Genomic DNA, 17,696 nt, shown 5'->3' with positions numbered 1-17,696 from the left:
AGATGTCCCATGGGAGACGATTCTAACTCAGCTGACCTTGCTCAAAGAGCCGCCCAAACTGGGTGCTGGTGTCGTTGATCCCGGCCATGCGCAACATGTGCCACGCCAGCGCCTGATTGCTGGAGATGACCGGAACTCCGATCTTCGCCTCGGCCTCAGGGATGATGTCGAGGCACCGCAGGTTCGTACAAGAGACAACCACACCGTCGCAGGGTGCCATGGCGGCGACTGCTTGGATGGCCTGAAGGATGGAGGCTTCGGTGATCCGCGCCACGACGCGATCATTGCCTTCTTCGAACGATCCAAATCCCGCGATTTCGAACCCGGCATCCTCTAACTTTTGCCGCATCTTTGCCGAGACCTCTGCGACATAGGGTGTCACGAAACCGAGCCGCCTTACGCCGAGAGATTTGCCCGCAGCGATGATCGCCGCTAGGGGGTCGGTGACCTGCGCGTTGGGGCATGCGGTCTGGACCGCCCTCGCCACATTGTCCGACCCGATCACGGTCGAGGCCGAGGTACAACCGAACCCGATCGCATCGAAGTTGAGCGATGGCGGCAGCAAACGCGCGGAGGCTGGTAGATCGTGTTCCATACGCGCCAGTGTATCGGGGCGGATTTCGGGAACCATCGCGATCCGGTTGTGATAGAGCGCGACGCCGGGAAAGGCCATCATACGGGAGAATTCCCGTTCCAGCGTCTCGTCCGTTTCAAGGACGACCACCCCGAGATTGGCCCGCGTGCCGATGCCGCTGTCTGTCTGGAAATCGAGTTTCATGTCAGGTCCTCAGATGATAGGAAGTTCGGGCGCGGCGCGCTCGGTCAAAAGTTGGGCACCTGCGGCGCGCACCACGATATCTTCTTCGTGGACCATGATGCGGCCGTTGCCATAGCTCAGTGAAGGTTCGAGCGTCAGCACCATGTTTTCAGTGATCTCGGTCGTGTCCCAAGCAGCATGTGACGGCCATTCGGTCAGTTGCATGCCAAGCCCGTGCCCAAGCCGCCCGACCTGGCCGCCCTGATCGTCAATTTCGGCAATTACGCCCTGCATCGCCAGAAAAAGATCGCGGCATGTTGCACCGGGGCGCGCTGCGGCAATCCCCGCTTCGGTTGCACGCCACAGCACATCATAGGCACGGCGCGACGCGTCATCGGCGTGCCCTACGGCCCAGTTGCGATCAAAATCGCAGTAATACCCGTCCCAGTTCGCACCGGTGTCCAGCATCAGGACATCACCCCGCGCCAACGCGCGACGTGACGGCGGAGAGATCACATCAGAATAGCCGCCAGTATCAGCACCGCCGACGAGGTAGGGAACGTCGTCAGCCCCTTGGGCAAGCCCTTCTCGGCGAAACGCGCGGAACAGGTCTTCGAGCGGCTGGCCTTCATGGGCGATCTCGGGAACCCGCGCGAAAGAGCGCGAGCCGATGGCGCAGATATGTGCGAGTTTTTTAATCTCGGCCTCGGATTTCACCATCCGCAGGTCGCGCACAAGGCCGGTCGCATCGGCGATCCGCAGTCCGCAAAGACCGGCCATTAGGCGTTCGTAGTCGCCAAGCGGCATCCGCAGGTGGGTTTCATGCCCTTTCATCAAGCCGATGGATTCGCCGCGCTTGGCAAACGGGGACAGGAATTCAGTCAACAGACTTATCCCGTCATCCTCGGGGGCGGGCGCACTCCATGTGCGGATGTCGTCGATCCAGGTGCGCCGCATGAGGTCGGCACCGATTTCAGGAATGATGGCGATAGGTTTGCCTGTTGCGGGGACGAACAGAAACCACGGGCGGGTGGGGCTTTGCCAGAACAGCGTATGGAACCCGCTGAAATAGCGTACCTCGGGTTCGGTGGTCAAAAGGAGACCAGTCATATTGGCTTTGGCCATTTTCGCTTGCGCCGCTGTCGTGCGGGCAGCGAATTCCTGTTCGGGGAAACCTCGGTCGGGAGCGGTCATTATGAATGGTCCTTTCGCAGGGGAAGCCGGTCTTGCACAAGCTTGACCCAGAAGTTTGCACCGATTGGCAGCAGGGCTTCGTTGAAATCATAGTCCGAGGCGTGGAGAGGGCGGCCATGTGGCCCAGCCTCGCCATTGCCGAGCAGCAGAAAACATCCCGGCACGGCCGCTGAGAATTGCGCAAAATCCTCGGAAAAACTCATGGGGGGGCGGTTGCGGATCAACTCGCAACCTGCGGTCTCGGCAGCGCGGTAAACGGCCTCGGTCGGTGTTTCGGCATTGATGGTCTCTGCAAACTGTGTGTCGAACGTGACCGATGCGGTAATGCCGTGCGCCGCTGCGACGCCTTCGGAAATGCGGCGCATGAAGCCTTCAATGGCCATGCGATCTTCGGGCGAGCGAGCGCGAAAATCGCCCTTGAGCGTGGCGTTGCCGGGCAGGACGTTGCGCTGGCCGTCGGTCAGGAACTCGGTCACCGAAACGACCGCCCCGGAGGCTGGTGCGACTTTGCGTGCGACCACGGTCTGCAACGCAAGAACAATCTCGGCCCCGACGGTGATGGCATCGACACTCACCTGCGGCATCGAGGCATGGCCACCCTGTCCTTTCACTGCGATCTCAAACAAGGTTTCGCTGTTGCAGATTATGCCCGCGCGGGTCGAGATCTGGCCTGTGGGCGCACCGGGCAGGTTGTGGATGGCATAGACTTCATCGACCGGAAACCGTTCAAACACGCCTTCGTCGATCATCGCGCGGGCCCCCAAACCGTGCTCTTCGTTGGGCTGGAACAGAAAAACCACGGTACCGTCAAACGCCAAAGTCTCTGCAAGCTGTTCCGCCGCGCCAAGCAGCATCGTGGTATGACCGTCATGGCCGCAAGCGTGCATCACTCCGGGCGCTTTTGATATGTAATCATGCACCGAAGTCTCTGTGATCGGTAGGGCATCCATGTCAGCGCGCAGTGCGATTGCCTTGTTGCCGCCGCCCGACCGCAGCACGCCGATAACGCCCACGCCTTCATGCACGTCGATCCCGAGCGCGCGCAGGCGTTCGGCAACAACCGCTTTGGTGCGCGTCTCCTGAAAACCCAGTTCCGGGTTTTGGTGAAGGTCTCGCCGCAGCTCTTTCAAACGTGTTTCCAAATCGCTCATATCATTATCCAGACGTGGTTTCGACCTTTGATACACGATGGTGATATGCATGCGGCATCAAGTTTCGGCCTCTTTGGGAGAAAATTTCTCATGTAAACGGCAAATCCAGATCGGTTCCGATACTCCGGGCCGCAAAAACAGGTTTTCATGGCGATCCGGTCTTCTTTCTGAACCGCCTGAACCGCCACCAGAAACCAGAGCTGCACTAAAGTGCCATTAGGGTCAGATAGGCAGTGTCAGACCGACTTTTGTGCGATCCATGGCCACTGACGTGCGGAACCGGCGCACGTTCGAGTTCTCAAAGAACAGCCGCTGGGTCAACGCCTCAAAATCCTGCATGTCGCTCGCCACACAGACGAGAATAAAATCGGCGTCACCGGTCACATAATAACACTGCTGGACCTGAGGCTCGGCTTTGGCGCGTTTTCGGAACACGTCGAGTTGCTGGAGTGACTCCCGATCAAGTTCGACGAGGACGATAAATGTCATCTTGTAGCTGAACTGCGACGGATCAAGCACGGCGACCTCTTTGAGGATCAGGCCAGAGTCCCGCAACCGCTTCAACCGCCGCTGCACCGAGGGAACTGAAAGGCTGCATTCATGGGCCAGCGGCTCAAGCCCGGTTCGGCAATCTTTCTGAAGAGTTCTCAGAATCGCCAAATCTGCGTCGTCCAGTTCAATGCCCATGAAAATTACCCGCGCTGTTGGAGGCCGACGTGAAAATCAAAATCGATATTAGGGTCTAATACGAAAAAAGGGAATGGTCGGTCGGTGCTAGAAATTCCTCTCATGACACAAGGGGACGGAAATTTCATGACATCCGCTGATAGCCTCAAATTCACGCCCGACTTTTCCCGCGCTCTGGAATTTTTTCAGGCACAGGAGGAGTACGCGGTCTCTCCGATTCGCACCCTCGAACGCTCCGACGGGCTGAGCGTTATTGCCAAGGACGAGACAGAGCGCATGGGACTGGGTGCATTCAAGGCGCTTGGGGCCCCTTACGCCGTTGCGCGAATTCTTGATGCCGCGTGGCAAGAAAAGACCGGTGAAACGCTTACGCCGTCACGCATGGGCGATGCTGACATCCAATCTTTCGCTGCGACCCACACCTTTGTTTGTGCCAGTGCTGGCAATCACGGCATGGGGGTTGCTGCTGGCGCGCGCAAGATGGGGGCCAAGGCGCGTATCTATTTGGCCAACACCGTGCCTGCGGGCTTTGCTGACCGGCTGAAGGCGCTGGGTGCCGAGGTGGTTCGCTTTGGAGCAGTTTATGAAGACAGCGTTGCCGCAGCGATTGCCGACGCTGACCGGACCGGAGCCACTCTTTTGGCTGACGGTACATGGGAAGGCTACACCGATATTCCGAAATGGGTGATGGAAGGCTATTGCGTCATCGCCGAAGAACTGCGCGTCGCCTTTGAGGCCTCGGGCCGCTGGCCGACGCATGTGTATTTGCAGGCGGGGGTCGGAGGATTGGCCGCCGCGATGGCACATATGATCCGGCTGAACTGGGCGGAACAGCCCGAATTGATTGTCGTTGAACCTGCTGCGGCCGCCTGCCTAAAGGCCAGCCATCTGGCGGGCGTTGCGACCCGTGGTGAAGGACCCGAGTCCAGCATGGGCCGTCTTGACTGCAAGGACCCATCTGTCGTGGCTTGGGGCGTGCTTGAACGCTGCGGCGTACGCTATGAAACACTGACCGAAGAACAAGGCGAGGCTGCAACCAAAGCGCTCGCCGCCCACGGTGTTGCCACGACCCCATCGGGTGCTGCTGGATACGGCGCCTTGTGCAAAGACCTTATCGAACAACCAGACCGCAAGGGCATCACCCCCCTTGTCATAATCTCAGAATGCTCCGCTTGAGCGGGCTAGAAAGAACCAGACATGAAAGATACAATGAATAAGCTTCTTTTCGCGGCACTGTTTGCTGCTGGACTGTCGACAGCTGCGGTTGCAGACACTTGGAAATTCGCCTCGGAAGAGGACAAGGGAGACGTCCAAGATATCTTTGCGCAGGCCTTTGCCGAAAGCATCAAGACGCAATCTGATGGCGACGTCAAAGTGCGCATCTACTATTACGGGCAACTTGGCACCGAGAACGACATCGTCGAGCTGACCTCAAAAGGTACGGTTCAGTTTGTGTCGGTGGGTACCGGCCATCTGGGGTCTTATGTCCCAGAAGCCCAAGTTCTGGACCTGCCATATGTTCTGGGCGGCGATACGGACGTGATCCGCAAGGTTCTGACCACCAGCCCGACCATCTATGAAGACCTGAGCGCGAAGTTCGAGAAAGTGAACCTCAAGCTTCTGACAATGATTTCGGAAGGTGAAATGGCATGGGGCGCGAACAAGGCAATTCGCAGCCCAGCAGATTTTGAAGGCCAGAAAATCCGCACCTTCACATCGACCATTCCAGTTGAGACATTCAAGGCCTTTGGTGCCAACCCGACACCACTGTCCTGGGGCGAAGTCTATGGCGCGCTCCAGCTGCAAACTGTCGATGGCATGGTGAACCCAGTCTACTTTATCTACAACGCCAAGTGGCACGAAGTTCAGGATTTCCTGATCTTCCCAGGTCAGCAGCCCTATGTAGGCACAGTTTCAACCAACTCCGAATGGTTCAATGGCTTACCTGCTGAACAGCAAGAGATGGTGAAAACCGCGATCAATGTGGCCGAAGAAGCTGCGCACAATTATCAGCTCGAAATCAACCAGACGAATATGGAAAAAATCGTTGCCGAACGCCCCGATCTCGAGGTCATCGTCCTCACCGAGGAAGAGCGCGCTGTATTTGAAGACGTGAGCGCCACGCTGCACGAGACATTCTTCGACGTTGTTGAAAATGCCTATGACGACGCCGAAAAGGCCGCTGCGCGTGACGGTGCCAAGAGTATCCTTGAAGGTCTGCTTCAGGAAGTCAGCGACGCCTCGTAAGCCACTAACAAGATTGTTGGAGGGCGCGGTATCTGGAAAAAGAACCGCGCCTTTCGTTTTGGAGCATGCCGGGAGACATGCCTAGGGAGGGAAAATCATGAAGAACCTGTTGTTGGCCCTGAGCAGGGGCACCGAATTCATCGAGAAATCCGTCATCATCGCGTCCATTCTGCTGATGATGATAAATTCGACCGCCAATGCCATCGGCCGCTATGCCTTTGGCAAAAGCCTGTTTTTTGCCGAAGAGCTGAACCAGTTCCTGATCGTTGGCGTGACCTTTGTCGGGTTTGCCTATGCCGTTCGCAAAGGGCGCAACATCCGCATGACGGCGGTTTATGACACGCTCAGCCGTCGGTGGAAAAAACGGATCCTGACGCTGATCTCGATCACCACCGCCCTGTTGCTGGCGTTTCTGGCTTATGAGTCAGTGCTTTATGTGCTTGAGATCAAGGGCCTGAACCGTCTGAGTCCGGCGTTGCAATTTCCGGTCTACATAATCTATGCGGTGATCCCGGTCGGCCTGTTCATGGCCAGCCTGCAATATCTGATCGCCTTCATCATGAATATTACCCACGCCGGCGTCTGGCACTCTTACGAGGTCGAAGACGACGAAGCGCAAGACATTGGAGTCTGACATGTCGGGTATCATCGAATTTCTGGGCGATATCGTTGCCGGTGAGCTGGACACCTATATCATCACCTTTACGCTTGTGGCGACGATGGTCGTCCTGCTCTTTCTGAGCTACCCAATGATCGTTCCGCTGGCCGTCGCGGCGCTGATCGGCCTTGTGCATTTTTCGCAGGTCGATGCCGGTGTCATCATTCAGCAGATGGTAACGGGTATTTCACCCAACGCGCTTATCGCGGTGCCGATGTTCATTCTGGCCGCCGATATCATGGCGCGCGGACATACGGCCAACAATCTTCTTGGCCTCATCGAAGCCTATGTCGGGCATCGGCGGGGCGGCTTACCGATCACCGCCTGCATCAGCTGCACGCTGTTTGGGTCGGTGTCTGGGTCAACTCAGGCAACGGTGGTATCCGTTGGGTCGATCATGCGGCCCAAGCTTTTGAAGGCGGGTTACAAGGACAGCTTTGTCATGGCGCTGATCATCAATGCCAGCGACATCGCCTTTCTTATTCCCCCCAGCATCGGGATGATCCTGTACGGCACTTTGGCCAATACCAGTGTGGGCGAGTTGTTCATCGCAGGGATCGGACCGGGCCTCGTGCTGGCGCTGCTCTTTTCGGTTTATTGCTATTTTTACAGCGTGTGGCAGGGCGATCTGATTGCCCTTGTCCCAAAGAAAACCGGAGCCGAGCGGCGCGCAGCGTTTCGCAAGGCAATCCTGCCACTGGGTTTCCCGGCCCTGATCGTCGGCGGTATCTATTCCGGTGCCGTAACCCCAACCGAAGCGGCGGCCTTTTCGGTGCTCTACGCGCTGATCGTCGAATGCCTGATCTACCGTGAGTTGAAGCTTGACGACATTCTGGACTCCGCGCTCAGCACGGGTCTGATCACGGCTGTCGTGTTCATTCTGGTGGGCGTGGGTCAGGCGTTTTCGTGGTATATCTCGTTTGAGCAAATTCCACAGGCGTTGCTGGCACCGCTCGACCTCGACGGCGCATCTGATGAATACATTCTGATCGTTATTGCGCTGTGCTTTTTCGTGGGCTGCATGTTCGTGGACTCGCTCGTCGTATTGGTCATCCTGACGCCGATCTTCGTGCCGATCGTCGACGCCTCCGGGCTTGATCCGGTTCTGGTCGGGGTCATGGTCACATTGCAGATGGCGATTGGGTCGGCGACACCGCCCTTTGGCTGCGATATCTTCACCGCCATTGCGATCTTCAAACGACCCTACCTTGAGGTAATCCGGGGCAGCTTGCCATTCTTCCTGATCCTCGCGCTGATGACAGCGCTGCTGATCTACGTCCCCGGCATCGCCTTGTTCCTCAGGGATCTCGCGGCGTTCTAACACGCAAGAAATCGGATGGCGGGCCGTCGGGCATCGCCATCCGCATCCAGTCACGGACCCCAAAGAACTTGCACTGATCAAACTTGGGTCCGAATTTGATGGTCTCGAACATTCAAATAAATGTCTGAGGTCAACTCATGCGAAGCCACTTGGCCCTCGATGAAGAGCGCAGAATTGAACGACAGTGGAGAGCCTTTTTATGCAGGTGCAGACGCACCTGACATCCGACGAAATATCACAAGCAACGCAATCGTAGAAACGGCCAGTCACAATTAAGCCGAGCAAGCGACAGTTTACCACACATTCCGACGCTTCATACATGTCGCAGCATTCAGCACTTCGGGCTCAGAATGATCTTACGCCGCATGACGGACGGACAACCGCTTCGAAACGGCGAACGGCAGGACCGTTCGCCACGGTTCGTTAGAGGTCGATGCGCTCGGCTATGCTCAAAGCATCTTCCAGTTCGACACCAAGGTAACGCACCGTGCTGTCAACTTTGGTGTGACCAAGGAGCAGTTGCACCGCGCGAAGGTTGCCAGTCTTGCGATAGATCTCGGCAGCCTTTGTTCGGCGAAGCGAGTGTGTACCATATCCACTCGGCTCCAAACCAATCGCCTTCACCCAGTTGCGGACAAGTCGACCGTACTGACGCGTTGAGATGTGTGGTCGGTTGTGAAACCGGCTAGGGAACATGAACAGGCAAGAAAGCATCTCCGAAGATCTAACCCAGGTCAGAACGGTTTCTCGCGTATTTTCCGACAGTTCAAATTGAACTGGTCGCTTGGTTTTGCTCTGGATTACTGAAACACGTTCGCGGACGCGATCGTCTTTGACAAGATCCGTAACGGCTAGCTTGACCAGATCACAGCCTCGAAGTTTGCTGTCTATGGCGACGTTGAACAAAGCAAGATCGCGTAGGTTGCCTGCAAGTTCGAGCCGCGCACGGATCGCCCACACCTGTTTTGGCAGCAGTGGACGTTTCTGCCCGATAATTCGTCCCTTGTTCCAAGCCTTGCGTTTGGGGGTGACTGCGGGAAGTTGGACTCTTGGCATGATATGCCCTCCGATCCTCCCTCCAAGCCCAATCATCAGCACCGCGCTGACCGGGCGAGTGTACAACCAGTGCTGAACGCCCGTTTGGGAAGCCAACCAAATGGGCCGTCTTCTGCGCGCGCATTGGTCTGCAAGGAGCCCAAACGAGCAGGTTCTGCACTGAGCACAAATGGGCGCAAAGCGCGTAGAATTGACACTATCAATGCCAAGTACGGTTGAGCTACTTCCAACTCGCTTCGACATTCCGTATGAAAAGCACCGGATCAAAGTTGAGCATCGTCTTAAACTGGCAGAACTCGACGGGACCCAGTGTAAGGTCTGCTCGCCCCGGAAAATGCTTGGCGAACAGGTCAGCTGCAGCATCGACAAGCCTTCCGGCATCGTTCGGTGGGATCCAGCACAGAGGGTAACCCAAGGTGACATGAAACCGATACCGAAGGAAATCGGGTCGGTGGAGTCCGGTCAAGGCTTGCAGCTTCTCCCGCATTTTCCACAGGGCCGCTGTGTGTGCCGGACCTGCCGGATTCACGAGGATTGAACAGGGATGGTAGAGGCCGACGGCTTTGACAGTGACCCTTTCGAACCCGGTAACATCGTTCAGACGGGCCATGAACGTCTCGGTGATCTCCGCAAGTTTGACCTCAGGTGAAAAGCCGTCTGGCCACCCGTCATAACCCAACGGGGAACCGCACACGCCCGGAAAGACGGTCATGTGGAAACTGGATGGCGGAAGGAAAGCAAAATACCGGGCCAGCGGGTGTGCTTTGACCCCGGCCTGGATTGCGCCCAACGCCTTAAAGAAGCGTGAATGCCGAGGGATGTGGCAGATGAACGTATTGCCCGGAAACGGCAGGGCCTGGCCGTCGGGCGTGAACTTGCCGCCGAGGCCCGGCGCTGTAATGCTTTCTGGGTAGGGCGCTGAGCGGCCGACGCCGGATAACCTTTCGGCTATCCTGTCTTTGTCCAGAACGATACCCGCGCCTACGCCTTCAGGCATGAAAAAACTCCCACGCATCATGAACGATCGTTTCGATATCGCTGCGGCAAGCAACCCAGCCGAGCAGGCGCCGCGCCGCTGACGGGTCAGCGACAAGTTCAGCGGGATCCCCTGGGCGCCTCGCTGCATCGAAAAAGGGCACTTTCGACCCCGACACGTTCTGCACCGTTCGAACGATCTGGTGCACGCTGTGACCATGACCGGACCCAAGGTTCAGCGCCCGGAAGCCGTCCATCCTGCCCTTCACCAGCATCGCAAATGCAGCGACATGGGCATCGGCAAGGTCGCTGACGTGGACATAATCTCTTATGCAGGTGCCATCGGCTGTCGGATAATCGGTGCCAAAGACCCTGATCGGGCCGCCCCTGCCCAAGGCTGCCTTGATGACGAGCGGGATAAGATGCGTTTCCGGGTCATGTCGTTCACCGCTCCGGCCCAGTGGGTCGGCACCGGCGACATTGAAATAGCGTAGCGCGATTGCCTGAAGACCATGGGCCCGCGCGCAGTCTTCCAGCACCTGTTCGACCATGGCGTTGCTGGACCCATAGGGGGCGACAGGCGCGCGGGGCAGAGCCTCGTACCGCAATCCGTTCTGTTGCTGATTTCCATAGACAGCGGCGGTCGATGAAAAGACAATCTTGGCGACCTCTGCATCTTTCATCGCTTCGAGCAGTGATATCGTGCCGGACAGGTTGTTGCAGAAAAACGCAAGCGGCTCGCGTACGGAAACACCGGCCTCGATCAGGGCCGCAAAATGCACGACCCCGGTGACGCGATAATCCCGCATCACGCTGACCAGCTTTTCGCGATCGCTGAGGCAGCCTTCGATGGTATGCGTGCCGAAAGACACGTCTTCGTGACCGGCAGAAAAGTTGTCATAGACAATGGTCCGGTACCCGGCCTCTTCCAGGGCAAGAATTGTGTGCGACCCGATGAAGCCCGCGCCGCCTGTTACCAAAACTGTCCCGCCGTTGGCCATCTCACTTCTCCCGTTCGAGATAATGACACTCGTCCTGCTCTCGCAGAATGCCGGCGGCCTGCTCAGCCGTCAGATCGCGTTGGTTTTCGGCTAAGAGCTCGAATCCGACCATGAACTTGCGAACCGAGGCAGAGCGCAGAAGTGGCGGGTAAAAATGTGCGTGCAAGCGCCAGTGCGGGGCGGACGCATCGCTTCCCGGCGCCGGATGCCAACCCATGGAGTACGGAAATTCGGTCTTGAACAGGTTGTCGTAGCGGGTGGTCAGCCGCTTCAGGGCATGGGCAAGGTCGGATCGTTCCGCGAGACCCAGATCGTTGAACCGTGCCGCCGGTCCCCGTGGCAATAGCAGCGTCTCGAATGGCCATGCCGCCCAGAACGGCACAAGACAAAGCCAGTGCTCCGTTGCAAAGACCATGCGATCGCCCGCTGTCTCTTCCGCCGCGGCAATATCGGCCAGAAGCGCGCGGTTATGCCTGCGGTAGTAGGCCTTCTGCTGGCGCTCTTCCTTCAGGATCTCGGTCGGCACAAAGCTGGTAGCCCAGACCTGCCCGTGCGGATGCGGGTTCGAACAGCCCATCGCGGCCCCCCGGTTCTCGAAGATTGAGACATAGGCATAACGTTCGGACAAATCGTCGTATTGTTCTGACCAGCACGCGATAATGTCGGATATGGCGGTCGTTGTCATGCGCGCCATCGACAGATCGTGGCGCTCGGAAAAACATATGACCCGCGCCTCGCCAGTCACGCTTTCCGACTGAAACAGGTGAGTGGTGGCGTCCGGTGCGTCGGGGCGCATCTGCCCCGGCAAGAGCGCGGGAAAGTCGTTTGGGAAGACATAGAGGCCGGTGTAAGACAGATTGGTTTTCCCCGTGGCGCGGGTGACGCCGGGGCAGAGATAGCATGTGCGGTCATGGTTCAGTCGAACGCCATCCGCGACAGCCTCGGTGGCCCCTTGCCACGGCCGGTTGTTCCGCTGCGGAGAGACCAGCACCCAATCCCCCGTCAACAGATTGAAGCGGCGGTGAGGTCGATCTGGTTGAGAGTGCTCTGGCGACAGTTTCGTCATTGCATACAGCTTCTTTGGTGACGGGTCATCGGATCCGTTCTGAAAAGGGTCGCGGGACCCGGCCCCGCGACAGTTGACAGGGAGTATTGCCGCACACCGACAGGCCGATTAGCCTTGAGATGTCAGTCACACGTCCGTGTGCGGAAGGGCCGGTTTTGCAGGCGGTGCAAGCGCCCTGCAAAACCGGTTCTTCGTCAGCGGTTGAGCAGCACCTCTTCGGTGAACTGGTCCATCATGACATTCAGAAAATCGCCATGCGCCCAGCCAATCTGCCGGTCGCGCTGATCGTTGGGCACGAGCGCCATTGAGTCGTCAGCCATCTCGTGCATCGGTGCGGTGCCGAAATCGCGGTTGAACATCGTCTGCGTTTCGGCCGATGTCAGCCAGTTCGCAAAGACCACTGCCGCCGCCGGATGAGGGGCGTTTTGCGGCACCGCGACCATATTGCCACCGCCGGCCATGCCCATTTCCGGAATGTAAAAACGGATTTCCTTGCGTGCTTCTCCGCGGTTCTGCATTCCTGCAAGATGATCTTCATAGGCCGGGGCCATCCAGAGTTCGCGATCGGATATCCGGGTAATGCTGTCGGCATTCGACGTGGTGACCACATATTGCTCGCCATGCGACTGAAGCCATTCAGTGCCCGCCGTCAGGCTGGCAACACGTTCGTCTCCAAGAGATCCATCCGCGAAATCGGCATCGCTCAGATCGCGGTAGATCGAAATCACCCATGACCGCCCGGCCCAGCCCTTGTCGGCGTTGAAGCCAAACCGCTCAGGATTGGCTTCCATAAAGGCCGCCAGAGACCCTGCATCCTGTGGCAGCGCGTCTTCCGGCACGAATTCAGGGTCATAGGCGATACCGGTCTGGTTGCCCCAATAGGGCAGAGCATAACCCTCGCCATTGATCCCAAGAACCTCTTGCCTGCGGCCATCCGTATCGGGCAAAAGCACCGTGAGCGGAGAGAACAGCCCCTCAAGGTCCCACTTCTTGACCGTATCGACGCCAAAGGCCATCACGTCGATATCGCCTGTCTCACGGTCCTTTTCGGCAAGCAACTTTTCCTGATTTGCGCCGTTTGTGCCTTCAGGGATGGTCACCTTGATACCGTACTCCTCCTCAAAGGCCGATACCGCCCCGCTTAGTTCATCACGCAAATACCAGACGTACCATGTGACCTCCCCTTCTTCCTTGGCCTGAGCCACGATCTCGCCCCAGGACATCTGCGAGAGATCCGCAGCGGCTGCCACGGAAACCGATGCTGCAAGCGCCACGGCTGTGGTCGCCATTACTTTCCTCAACATTTCAACTCCTCCTCGTTGGTTAGGCAATAAGTTCACCCCTTGCCCGAGCTGAGGGCGGGATTTGTGGATTTCAGGAGGCGCTCCAGCACGAGCATCAGAAACACGTTGGGCACGACCAGAATAAGCGACAGCACCGCCGCGTTGGGGCGAACGAAGTCTTGTCCCATGGTGGAAAAAAGCAGGGTCGGGATGGTCACGAAATTCGGCGACCCGATGATGAACGCGATCGCGAATTCCTCGATCGAATAGATGAACACGATCAGAAACGACGCCAGAATGCCGGGCTTCAACGCCGGAAGATAGGCCACGCGCCAACGCTCCAGCGCCGTCGCACCAAGATCGCGTGCAGCATCGATATGATCTTGCCGGACAGTCTCGAAACTTACTGTCATGATGCGGATCGCGTAAGGGATGTAGAGCACCACATGCCCAAGAACGATGCCGCCAAATCGCCAGTGCGATACACCGAGACGAAAAAGCAGGGCGGCAAAGAAGACGGCCGTCACGAAAGGTGGAACGACAAGCGGAACAATCGCGATGATCTTCGCCAGGCCACGGCCCGGGAACTCCAACCGCCCCAGGGCGAAGGCAGTGGGTGTTGCAAGAACCAATGCCAGCAGCGCCGCGGTCGGTGCCAGAACATAGGAATTGACCATGGCGAGTTTGAGGGACGAGTTTTCCCAAAGATAAGTCCAACGTGCGAACGACATGACCGGGGGCAAAAGCCTGTCGACGGTCCACGGCTCTGCCGGATCGACCAGTGACCACAGGACGGCCATGGTGAACGGAATGATCAACCAGATCGAACAGAGGATGATCAGCGCGTAAAGCAGCGCCTTGTTCAGGGTTGCGCGTGTCATCTTGCCTGCCCCGCCTTGACCAGAAGCCGCGCGGCAAGCGCCAGCGCACCGGCACAGATCAGCGCAACAACCATCAGCGTCACGCCCACGACCGCTGCGTCATGCCAACGCCCAAGGCCTTTGAAATACACCATGAGCTGCGCCATGGAGCGCTGGTTTGTCGGCCCCGCCAGCACCTGAAAGGAAAAGTCCGCCGCCGCCCCCATGAAGATAATGACGAGAGAGGCCTGCATCGCCGGCAAAGAAAGCGGCGCGATCACCTTGCGAAACCGGGCGAATGCCCCCGAGCCAAGATCACGCGCCGCATCAAGCAGATCGTCGCAAATCGCCTGCACGGACCCGGCCATGATGAGAAGCGCATAGGGCATGTTCTTCCACACCTGCAGGATAAGAACCCCGATCGCGCCGTCGTCGTTCTGCATCCTGCGCGGGCCATCCCACAGGCCGGTCCATTGCATGAACTGATTAAGGATACCGTGGTAGGCAATGACGTTGATGAAGAGAAATGCGGCGACCAGCCCGTGTACCAGAAGCGGTGCCTTCAGGATCGCACTGATCGCGGTCGACCCCGGAAACGGCCGCCGGAGCCAGATGGCAAGCGGATAGGCGAGCGCGACAGAAACCACGGCAGAGATAATGCCAACATAGATGGAATAGCCGACCGATCGCGCATAGATCTTACGTGCGATCATTTTCTCCCAGAACTCAGTGGAAAAGCCACCCTCGCCGGACAGAGGAAACAGGCCGAACGATTGGGCGATAGCCATATAGATCACTGTTCCCATCAGGGTGATGATCAACCCCAGCCCCGGCGTCAGCAGCAGAGTAATTGTTAGTCCCCTGCGCCACTTCATTCGACGGCCTCCAGAACAACAAGATGTTCGGGGAGTACTGAGCACGTGACCGTGTCGCCTTCGCAGAAATCATGCCCACGGGCCTGAAGCCGGATATCGATCCCCTCGATGCGCGCAAACAGATCGGTGTGGGTTCCCTGAAAGGACCGATCACGGATCGGCAATGAAATGGTGTTCGGCACGCTTCCGCCGATCTGCGCTTTTTCCGGACGCCAACAGACCTTCACCATCCCGGACGTCCGCTGCGATCCGGAAGAGCTGATCATCTCACCCAATGGAGTGTCTAGTCGTACTCCTCCGCCCGGAGCCTTGCCCAAGATCACCGCGTCCATCACATTGGCCGCGCCAATGAAATCGGCGACGAAACTGGTTTCCGGGCGATCATAGATGTCGCGCGGTGTCCCGATCTGCTCGATGCGGCCCGCATTGAGAACGACGATGCGATCCGACATTGCCAGCGCTTCGGATTGATCGTGAGTGACATATATTGCTGTCAGGTTGTTGTCGCGCTGGATGCGCCGGATCTCCAACCTGACGGCATCGCGTAACTTGGCATCGAGGTTCGACAATGGTTCGTCGAACAAAATGACGGCTGGCTGCATCACAAGCGCACGCGCCAGCGCAACGCGCTGCTGTTGCCCCCCCGAAAGCTGATTGGGCAGCTTTTGCAGCTGAGGTTCCAGATCCAGCTGTGTCGCCACCCGGTTAAGCCGCGCTTGCCTCTCTGAACGGGGTAGCCGTTTCTGCCGCATGCCGAATTCGATGTTTTCGCGAACGGTCAGATGTGGAAAAAGCGCGTAAGACTGAAAACACAAGGCTGTGTCGCGCGCCTCGGGTGAAACTGCTGTCACGTTCCGTCCCGCCATGGAAATCGTACCCTTGCTGGGGTTCAGGAACCCCGACAGCAGCTTTAGCAGTGTCGTCTTTCCACATCCGGACGGCCCAAGCAGAGTGACAAATTCCCCCTGAGCTACCGTCAGACTGACGTTTGAAAGCGCCGCAAAGCTGCCGAACCGCATCTCCAGACCGTCAATTTCGATCGCGTTCACGTCGGCTTCCTCCCAGTCGGACATCGAACAGCCAGCCGACTTGCTTTTATTACTCATAATGTGTGATAATAATGTAGAACCTGTCAATGCAGAAATTGCGAACCCGACAAGACACTGATATCAAAAAATAAATAATCGGAGCATGGACAACTTGATACCCACATATCCGCTGTCACTCGGCACGAGCGAACGACAAGTGATGCAGATCGTGAACCGCCACCAGCCGATTGCACGGTCGCGGATCACGGAACTGACATCATTGTCCCAGCAATCGGTTCACCGGCTGGTCGAAGGCTTGTGTGCCCAACGTCTGCTGACAAGCGAAAAGGCGATTGTGACAGGCCGCGGCAAACCCAGTCCGCAGATTGTCCTGGACAACATGTCCACGGCGTCGCTCGGTGTCTCGATCCGCACTGACAAGGTAGACCTTCGCGCCATGACGCTCTCCGGGCAGGAGATTGCATGCACCGTTCTGTCTTCCGCGCCGAACGAACGTGACGCAGTCCTGCGCGAAGTGCGCGAGACACTGGTGCGATGGTTTGACAATGGACCGCTCGCGGACCGGCAGGCAATTGGCATCGGCATCGCAATGCAGGGATACCGCACGACCCACCGGAACCGCTACACCGCCCCCCTGCCGATCGACAACTGGTCGCGGCTCGATATCGAGGATCTTTTCTCGACCGAACTCGACTTGCCCGCCTATTCGGAAAACAACGCCAACTGCGCCGCCCTTGCCGAACACCACTGTGGAGGCGGACGGGATTTCAACAGCTTTGCATACCTGTCTTTCAACTTCGGATTTGGCGGCGGCATCGTTCTGAACCAGAATCTGGTCACCGGGGGGTTCGGAAACGCCGGCGAGTTATCCGACCTGTTCCTGCCCGAAGAAATGCCGCACCGTCCGGCTCTTGGTGAACTCCTGAAACGTCTCGCTGAGGACGGCATTCCCATTGCCGAAATTAGCGAACTTCAACGGAAATTCGATCCCGAGTGGAAGGGTGTCGCGGAATGGCTGAGCGACATTTCCCCCTGCCTGAACCTGACGATCCGGGCGCTGCGGGCGATAGCCGACCCCGAAGCCATCTTCTTTGGGGGCGAAGCGCCTGAAACCCTGCGAAACAGCATGATCGCCTTGTGCGACAGGCCCTCAGCCAACCGCTACGGCGAGTTCACACCGTTTCCAAAGCTTCTGTTGAGCAGCTTGTCCGGGGATGTCGCAGCACTTGGGGCGGCAATTCTTCCGCTCGGCTCGATCGTCTTCTGATCGGGTCTCGCCGCGAACTACTCTTGAGCAAAACTATCAATACGGCTGCAGGAGTCACGCGGGAGCCCACGTTGATTTCTTTGTGACCTCATTGAGCCCGCTTCGGCCTGCCGTCAACTTCCGGAGACTGAGAATCCGAAAGGTTCGGTAAGACCGGGAAACCCAGGGGCAACCATACCGGGTGACGCGTGTCGCCGAACAAATAGTTGCAGCGTCAATCTCCACGCACCACCCTCAATGTTCCTACAG

17 protein-coding genes are annotated in these 17,696 nt (G+C 57.8%); 5 read left to right on the top strand and 12 right to left on the bottom strand.

All coding sequences use genetic code 11. The features are described 5' to 3' along the window. Positions 1 to 22: 22 nt before the first annotated feature. The 4 genes from VWZ81_RS13150 to VWZ81_RS13135 form a co-directional block, all read right to left on the bottom strand. Positions 23 to 778 carry an aspartate/glutamate racemase family protein gene (locus tag VWZ81_RS13150; protein WP_416542839.1) on the bottom strand — a complete coding sequence of 252 codons (756 nt, stop codon included), beginning with the start codon at positions 776 to 778 and terminating at the stop codon, positions 23 to 25. 9 nt (positions 779 to 787) lie between these two features. Beyond that, positions 788 to 1,951, bottom strand: a complete 1,164-nt coding sequence (locus tag VWZ81_RS13145) for a M24 family metallopeptidase (RefSeq protein WP_416542838.1) — start codon at positions 1,949 to 1,951, stop codon at positions 788 to 790. After that, positions 1,951 to 3,102: an amidohydrolase gene (locus tag VWZ81_RS13140; RefSeq protein WP_416542837.1), complete on the bottom strand. Its 1,152-nt coding sequence runs from the start codon at positions 3,100 to 3,102 to the stop codon at positions 1,951 to 1,953. Before VWZ81_RS13140 ends, VWZ81_RS13145 begins: the two co-directional genes overlap by 1 nt. A 222-nt stretch (positions 3,103 to 3,324) precedes the next feature. Continuing rightward, positions 3,325 to 3,789, bottom strand: a complete 465-nt coding sequence (locus VWZ81_RS13135) for an Lrp/AsnC family transcriptional regulator (RefSeq protein WP_416542836.1) — start codon at positions 3,787 to 3,789, stop codon at positions 3,325 to 3,327. 126 nt (positions 3,790 to 3,915) lie between these two features. On the opposite strand from VWZ81_RS13135, the gene VWZ81_RS13130 reads away from it, so the two are divergent. From VWZ81_RS13130 to VWZ81_RS13115, 4 genes are all read left to right on the top strand, one after another. Continuing rightward, a complete protein-coding gene (locus VWZ81_RS13130) occupies positions 3,916 to 4,965 on the top strand; it encodes a pyridoxal-phosphate dependent enzyme (RefSeq protein ID WP_416542835.1) in 1,050 nt (349 codons plus the stop codon). A gap of 21 nt (positions 4,966 to 4,986) precedes the next feature. Further along, a complete protein-coding gene (dctP, locus tag VWZ81_RS13125; RefSeq protein WP_416542834.1) occupies positions 4,987 to 6,036 on the top strand; it encodes a TRAP transporter substrate-binding protein DctP in 1,050 nt (349 codons plus the stop codon). 97 nt (positions 6,037 to 6,133) lie between these two features. Further along, entirely contained in the window at positions 6,134 to 6,670 is a 537-nt protein-coding gene (locus VWZ81_RS13120) for a TRAP transporter small permease (RefSeq protein ID WP_416542833.1), read from the top strand. Positions 6,671 to 6,731: 61 nt separating this feature from the next. Continuing rightward, positions 6,732 to 8,015, top strand: a complete 1,284-nt coding sequence (locus VWZ81_RS13115; protein WP_416542840.1) for a TRAP transporter large permease — start codon at positions 6,732 to 6,734, stop codon at positions 8,013 to 8,015. A gap of 423 nt (positions 8,016 to 8,438) precedes the next feature. Here the strand turns inward: VWZ81_RS13115 and VWZ81_RS13110 are convergent, their stop codons facing one another. The 8 genes from VWZ81_RS13110 to VWZ81_RS13075 form a co-directional block, all read right to left on the bottom strand. Next, a complete protein-coding gene (locus VWZ81_RS13110; protein ID WP_416542832.1) occupies positions 8,439 to 9,071 on the bottom strand; it encodes a tyrosine-type recombinase/integrase in 633 nt (210 codons plus the stop codon). Between the two features lie 220 nt (positions 9,072 to 9,291). Beyond that, on the bottom strand, positions 9,292 to 10,068 hold the full coding sequence (locus VWZ81_RS13105) for a DUF1868 domain-containing protein (protein WP_416542831.1): 777 nt from the start codon (positions 10,066 to 10,068) through the stop codon (positions 9,292 to 9,294). After that, on the bottom strand, positions 10,061 to 11,047 hold the full coding sequence (galE, locus tag VWZ81_RS13100; protein WP_416542830.1) for a UDP-glucose 4-epimerase GalE: 987 nt from the start codon (positions 11,045 to 11,047) through the stop codon (positions 10,061 to 10,063). Before galE ends, VWZ81_RS13105 begins: the two co-directional genes overlap by 8 nt. Before the next feature lies 1 nt (position 11,048). Continuing rightward, on the bottom strand, positions 11,049 to 12,113 hold the full coding sequence (locus tag VWZ81_RS13095) for a UDP-glucose--hexose-1-phosphate uridylyltransferase (protein WP_416542829.1): 1,065 nt from the start codon (positions 12,111 to 12,113) through the stop codon (positions 11,049 to 11,051). A gap of 194 nt (positions 12,114 to 12,307) precedes the next feature. Then, complete coding sequence (locus VWZ81_RS13090) at positions 12,308 to 13,417, bottom strand: extracellular solute-binding protein (protein WP_416542828.1); 1,110 nt, start codon at positions 13,415 to 13,417, stop codon at positions 12,308 to 12,310. A 32-nt stretch (positions 13,418 to 13,449) separates the two neighbouring features. Beyond that, positions 13,450 to 14,277, bottom strand: a complete 828-nt coding sequence (locus VWZ81_RS13085; protein WP_416542827.1) for an ABC transporter permease — start codon at positions 14,275 to 14,277, stop codon at positions 13,450 to 13,452. Beyond that, positions 14,274 to 15,131, bottom strand: a complete 858-nt coding sequence (locus tag VWZ81_RS13080; RefSeq protein ID WP_416542826.1) for an ABC transporter permease — start codon at positions 15,129 to 15,131, stop codon at positions 14,274 to 14,276. The genes VWZ81_RS13085 and VWZ81_RS13080 overlap by 4 nt, the downstream gene beginning before the upstream one ends. After that, entirely contained in the window at positions 15,128 to 16,267 is a 1,140-nt protein-coding gene (locus tag VWZ81_RS13075; RefSeq protein ID WP_416542825.1) for an ABC transporter ATP-binding protein, read from the bottom strand. Before VWZ81_RS13075 ends, VWZ81_RS13080 begins: the two co-directional genes overlap by 4 nt. Before the next feature lie 55 nt (positions 16,268 to 16,322). Here VWZ81_RS13075 and VWZ81_RS13070 point away from each other — a divergent pair, with 55 nt between their 5' ends. Continuing rightward, the gene (locus tag VWZ81_RS13070) at positions 16,323 to 17,447 is read left to right on the top strand and encodes an ROK family transcriptional regulator (protein ID WP_416549232.1); all 1,125 of its coding nucleotides are present in this window, start codon (positions 16,323 to 16,325) and stop codon (positions 17,445 to 17,447) included. Positions 17,448 to 17,696: the final 249 nt, after the last annotated feature.

The sequence above is a fragment of the Phaeobacter sp. JH20_34 genome (assembly GCF_048056095.1).
GTDB lineage: Bacteria > Pseudomonadota > Alphaproteobacteria > Rhodobacterales > Rhodobacteraceae > Phaeobacter > Phaeobacter bryozoorum.
This window is presented reverse-complemented; position numbering and strand designations above follow the sequence as displayed.

Bases quoted from the DNA above. Each gene is read 5' to 3' on its own strand.
- VWZ81_RS13150 (WP_416542839.1), bottom strand. From the start codon at position 778: ATGAAACTCGATTTCCAGACAGACAGCGGCATCGGCACGCGGGCCAAT.
- VWZ81_RS13145 (WP_416542838.1), bottom strand. From the start codon at position 1,951: ATGACCGCTCCCGACCGAGGTTTCCCCGAACAGGAATTCGCTGCCCGC.
- VWZ81_RS13140 (WP_416542837.1), bottom strand. From the start codon at position 3,102: ATGAGCGATTTGGAAACACGTTTGAAAGAGCTGCGGCGAGACCTTCAC.
- VWZ81_RS13135 (WP_416542836.1), bottom strand. From the start codon at position 3,789: ATGGGCATTGAACTGGACGACGCAGATTTGGCGATTCTGAGAACTCTT.
- VWZ81_RS13130 (WP_416542835.1), top strand. From the start codon at position 3,916: ATGACATCCGCTGATAGCCTCAAATTCACGCCCGACTTTTCCCGCGCT.
- dctP (WP_416542834.1), top strand. From the start codon at position 4,987: ATGAAAGATACAATGAATAAGCTTCTTTTCGCGGCACTGTTTGCTGCT.
- VWZ81_RS13120 (WP_416542833.1), top strand. From the start codon at position 6,134: ATGAAGAACCTGTTGTTGGCCCTGAGCAGGGGCACCGAATTCATCGAG.
- VWZ81_RS13110 (WP_416542832.1), bottom strand. From the start codon at position 9,071: ATGCCAAGAGTCCAACTTCCCGCAGTCACCCCCAAACGCAAGGCTTGG.
- VWZ81_RS13105 (WP_416542831.1), bottom strand. From the start codon at position 10,068: ATGCCTGAAGGCGTAGGCGCGGGTATCGTTCTGGACAAAGACAGGATA.
- galE (WP_416542830.1), bottom strand. From the start codon at position 11,047: ATGGCCAACGGCGGGACAGTTTTGGTAACAGGCGGCGCGGGCTTCATC.
- VWZ81_RS13095 (WP_416542829.1), bottom strand. From the start codon at position 12,113: ATGACGAAACTGTCGCCAGAGCACTCTCAACCAGATCGACCTCACCGC.
- VWZ81_RS13090 (WP_416542828.1), bottom strand. From the start codon at position 13,417: ATGTTGAGGAAAGTAATGGCGACCACAGCCGTGGCGCTTGCAGCATCG.
- VWZ81_RS13085 (WP_416542827.1), bottom strand. From the start codon at position 14,277: ATGACACGCGCAACCCTGAACAAGGCGCTGCTTTACGCGCTGATCATC.
- VWZ81_RS13080 (WP_416542826.1), bottom strand. From the start codon at position 15,131: ATGAAGTGGCGCAGGGGACTAACAATTACTCTGCTGCTGACGCCGGGG.
- VWZ81_RS13070 (WP_416549232.1), top strand. From the start codon at position 16,323: ATGGACAACTTGATACCCACATATCCGCTGTCACTCGGCACGAGCGAA.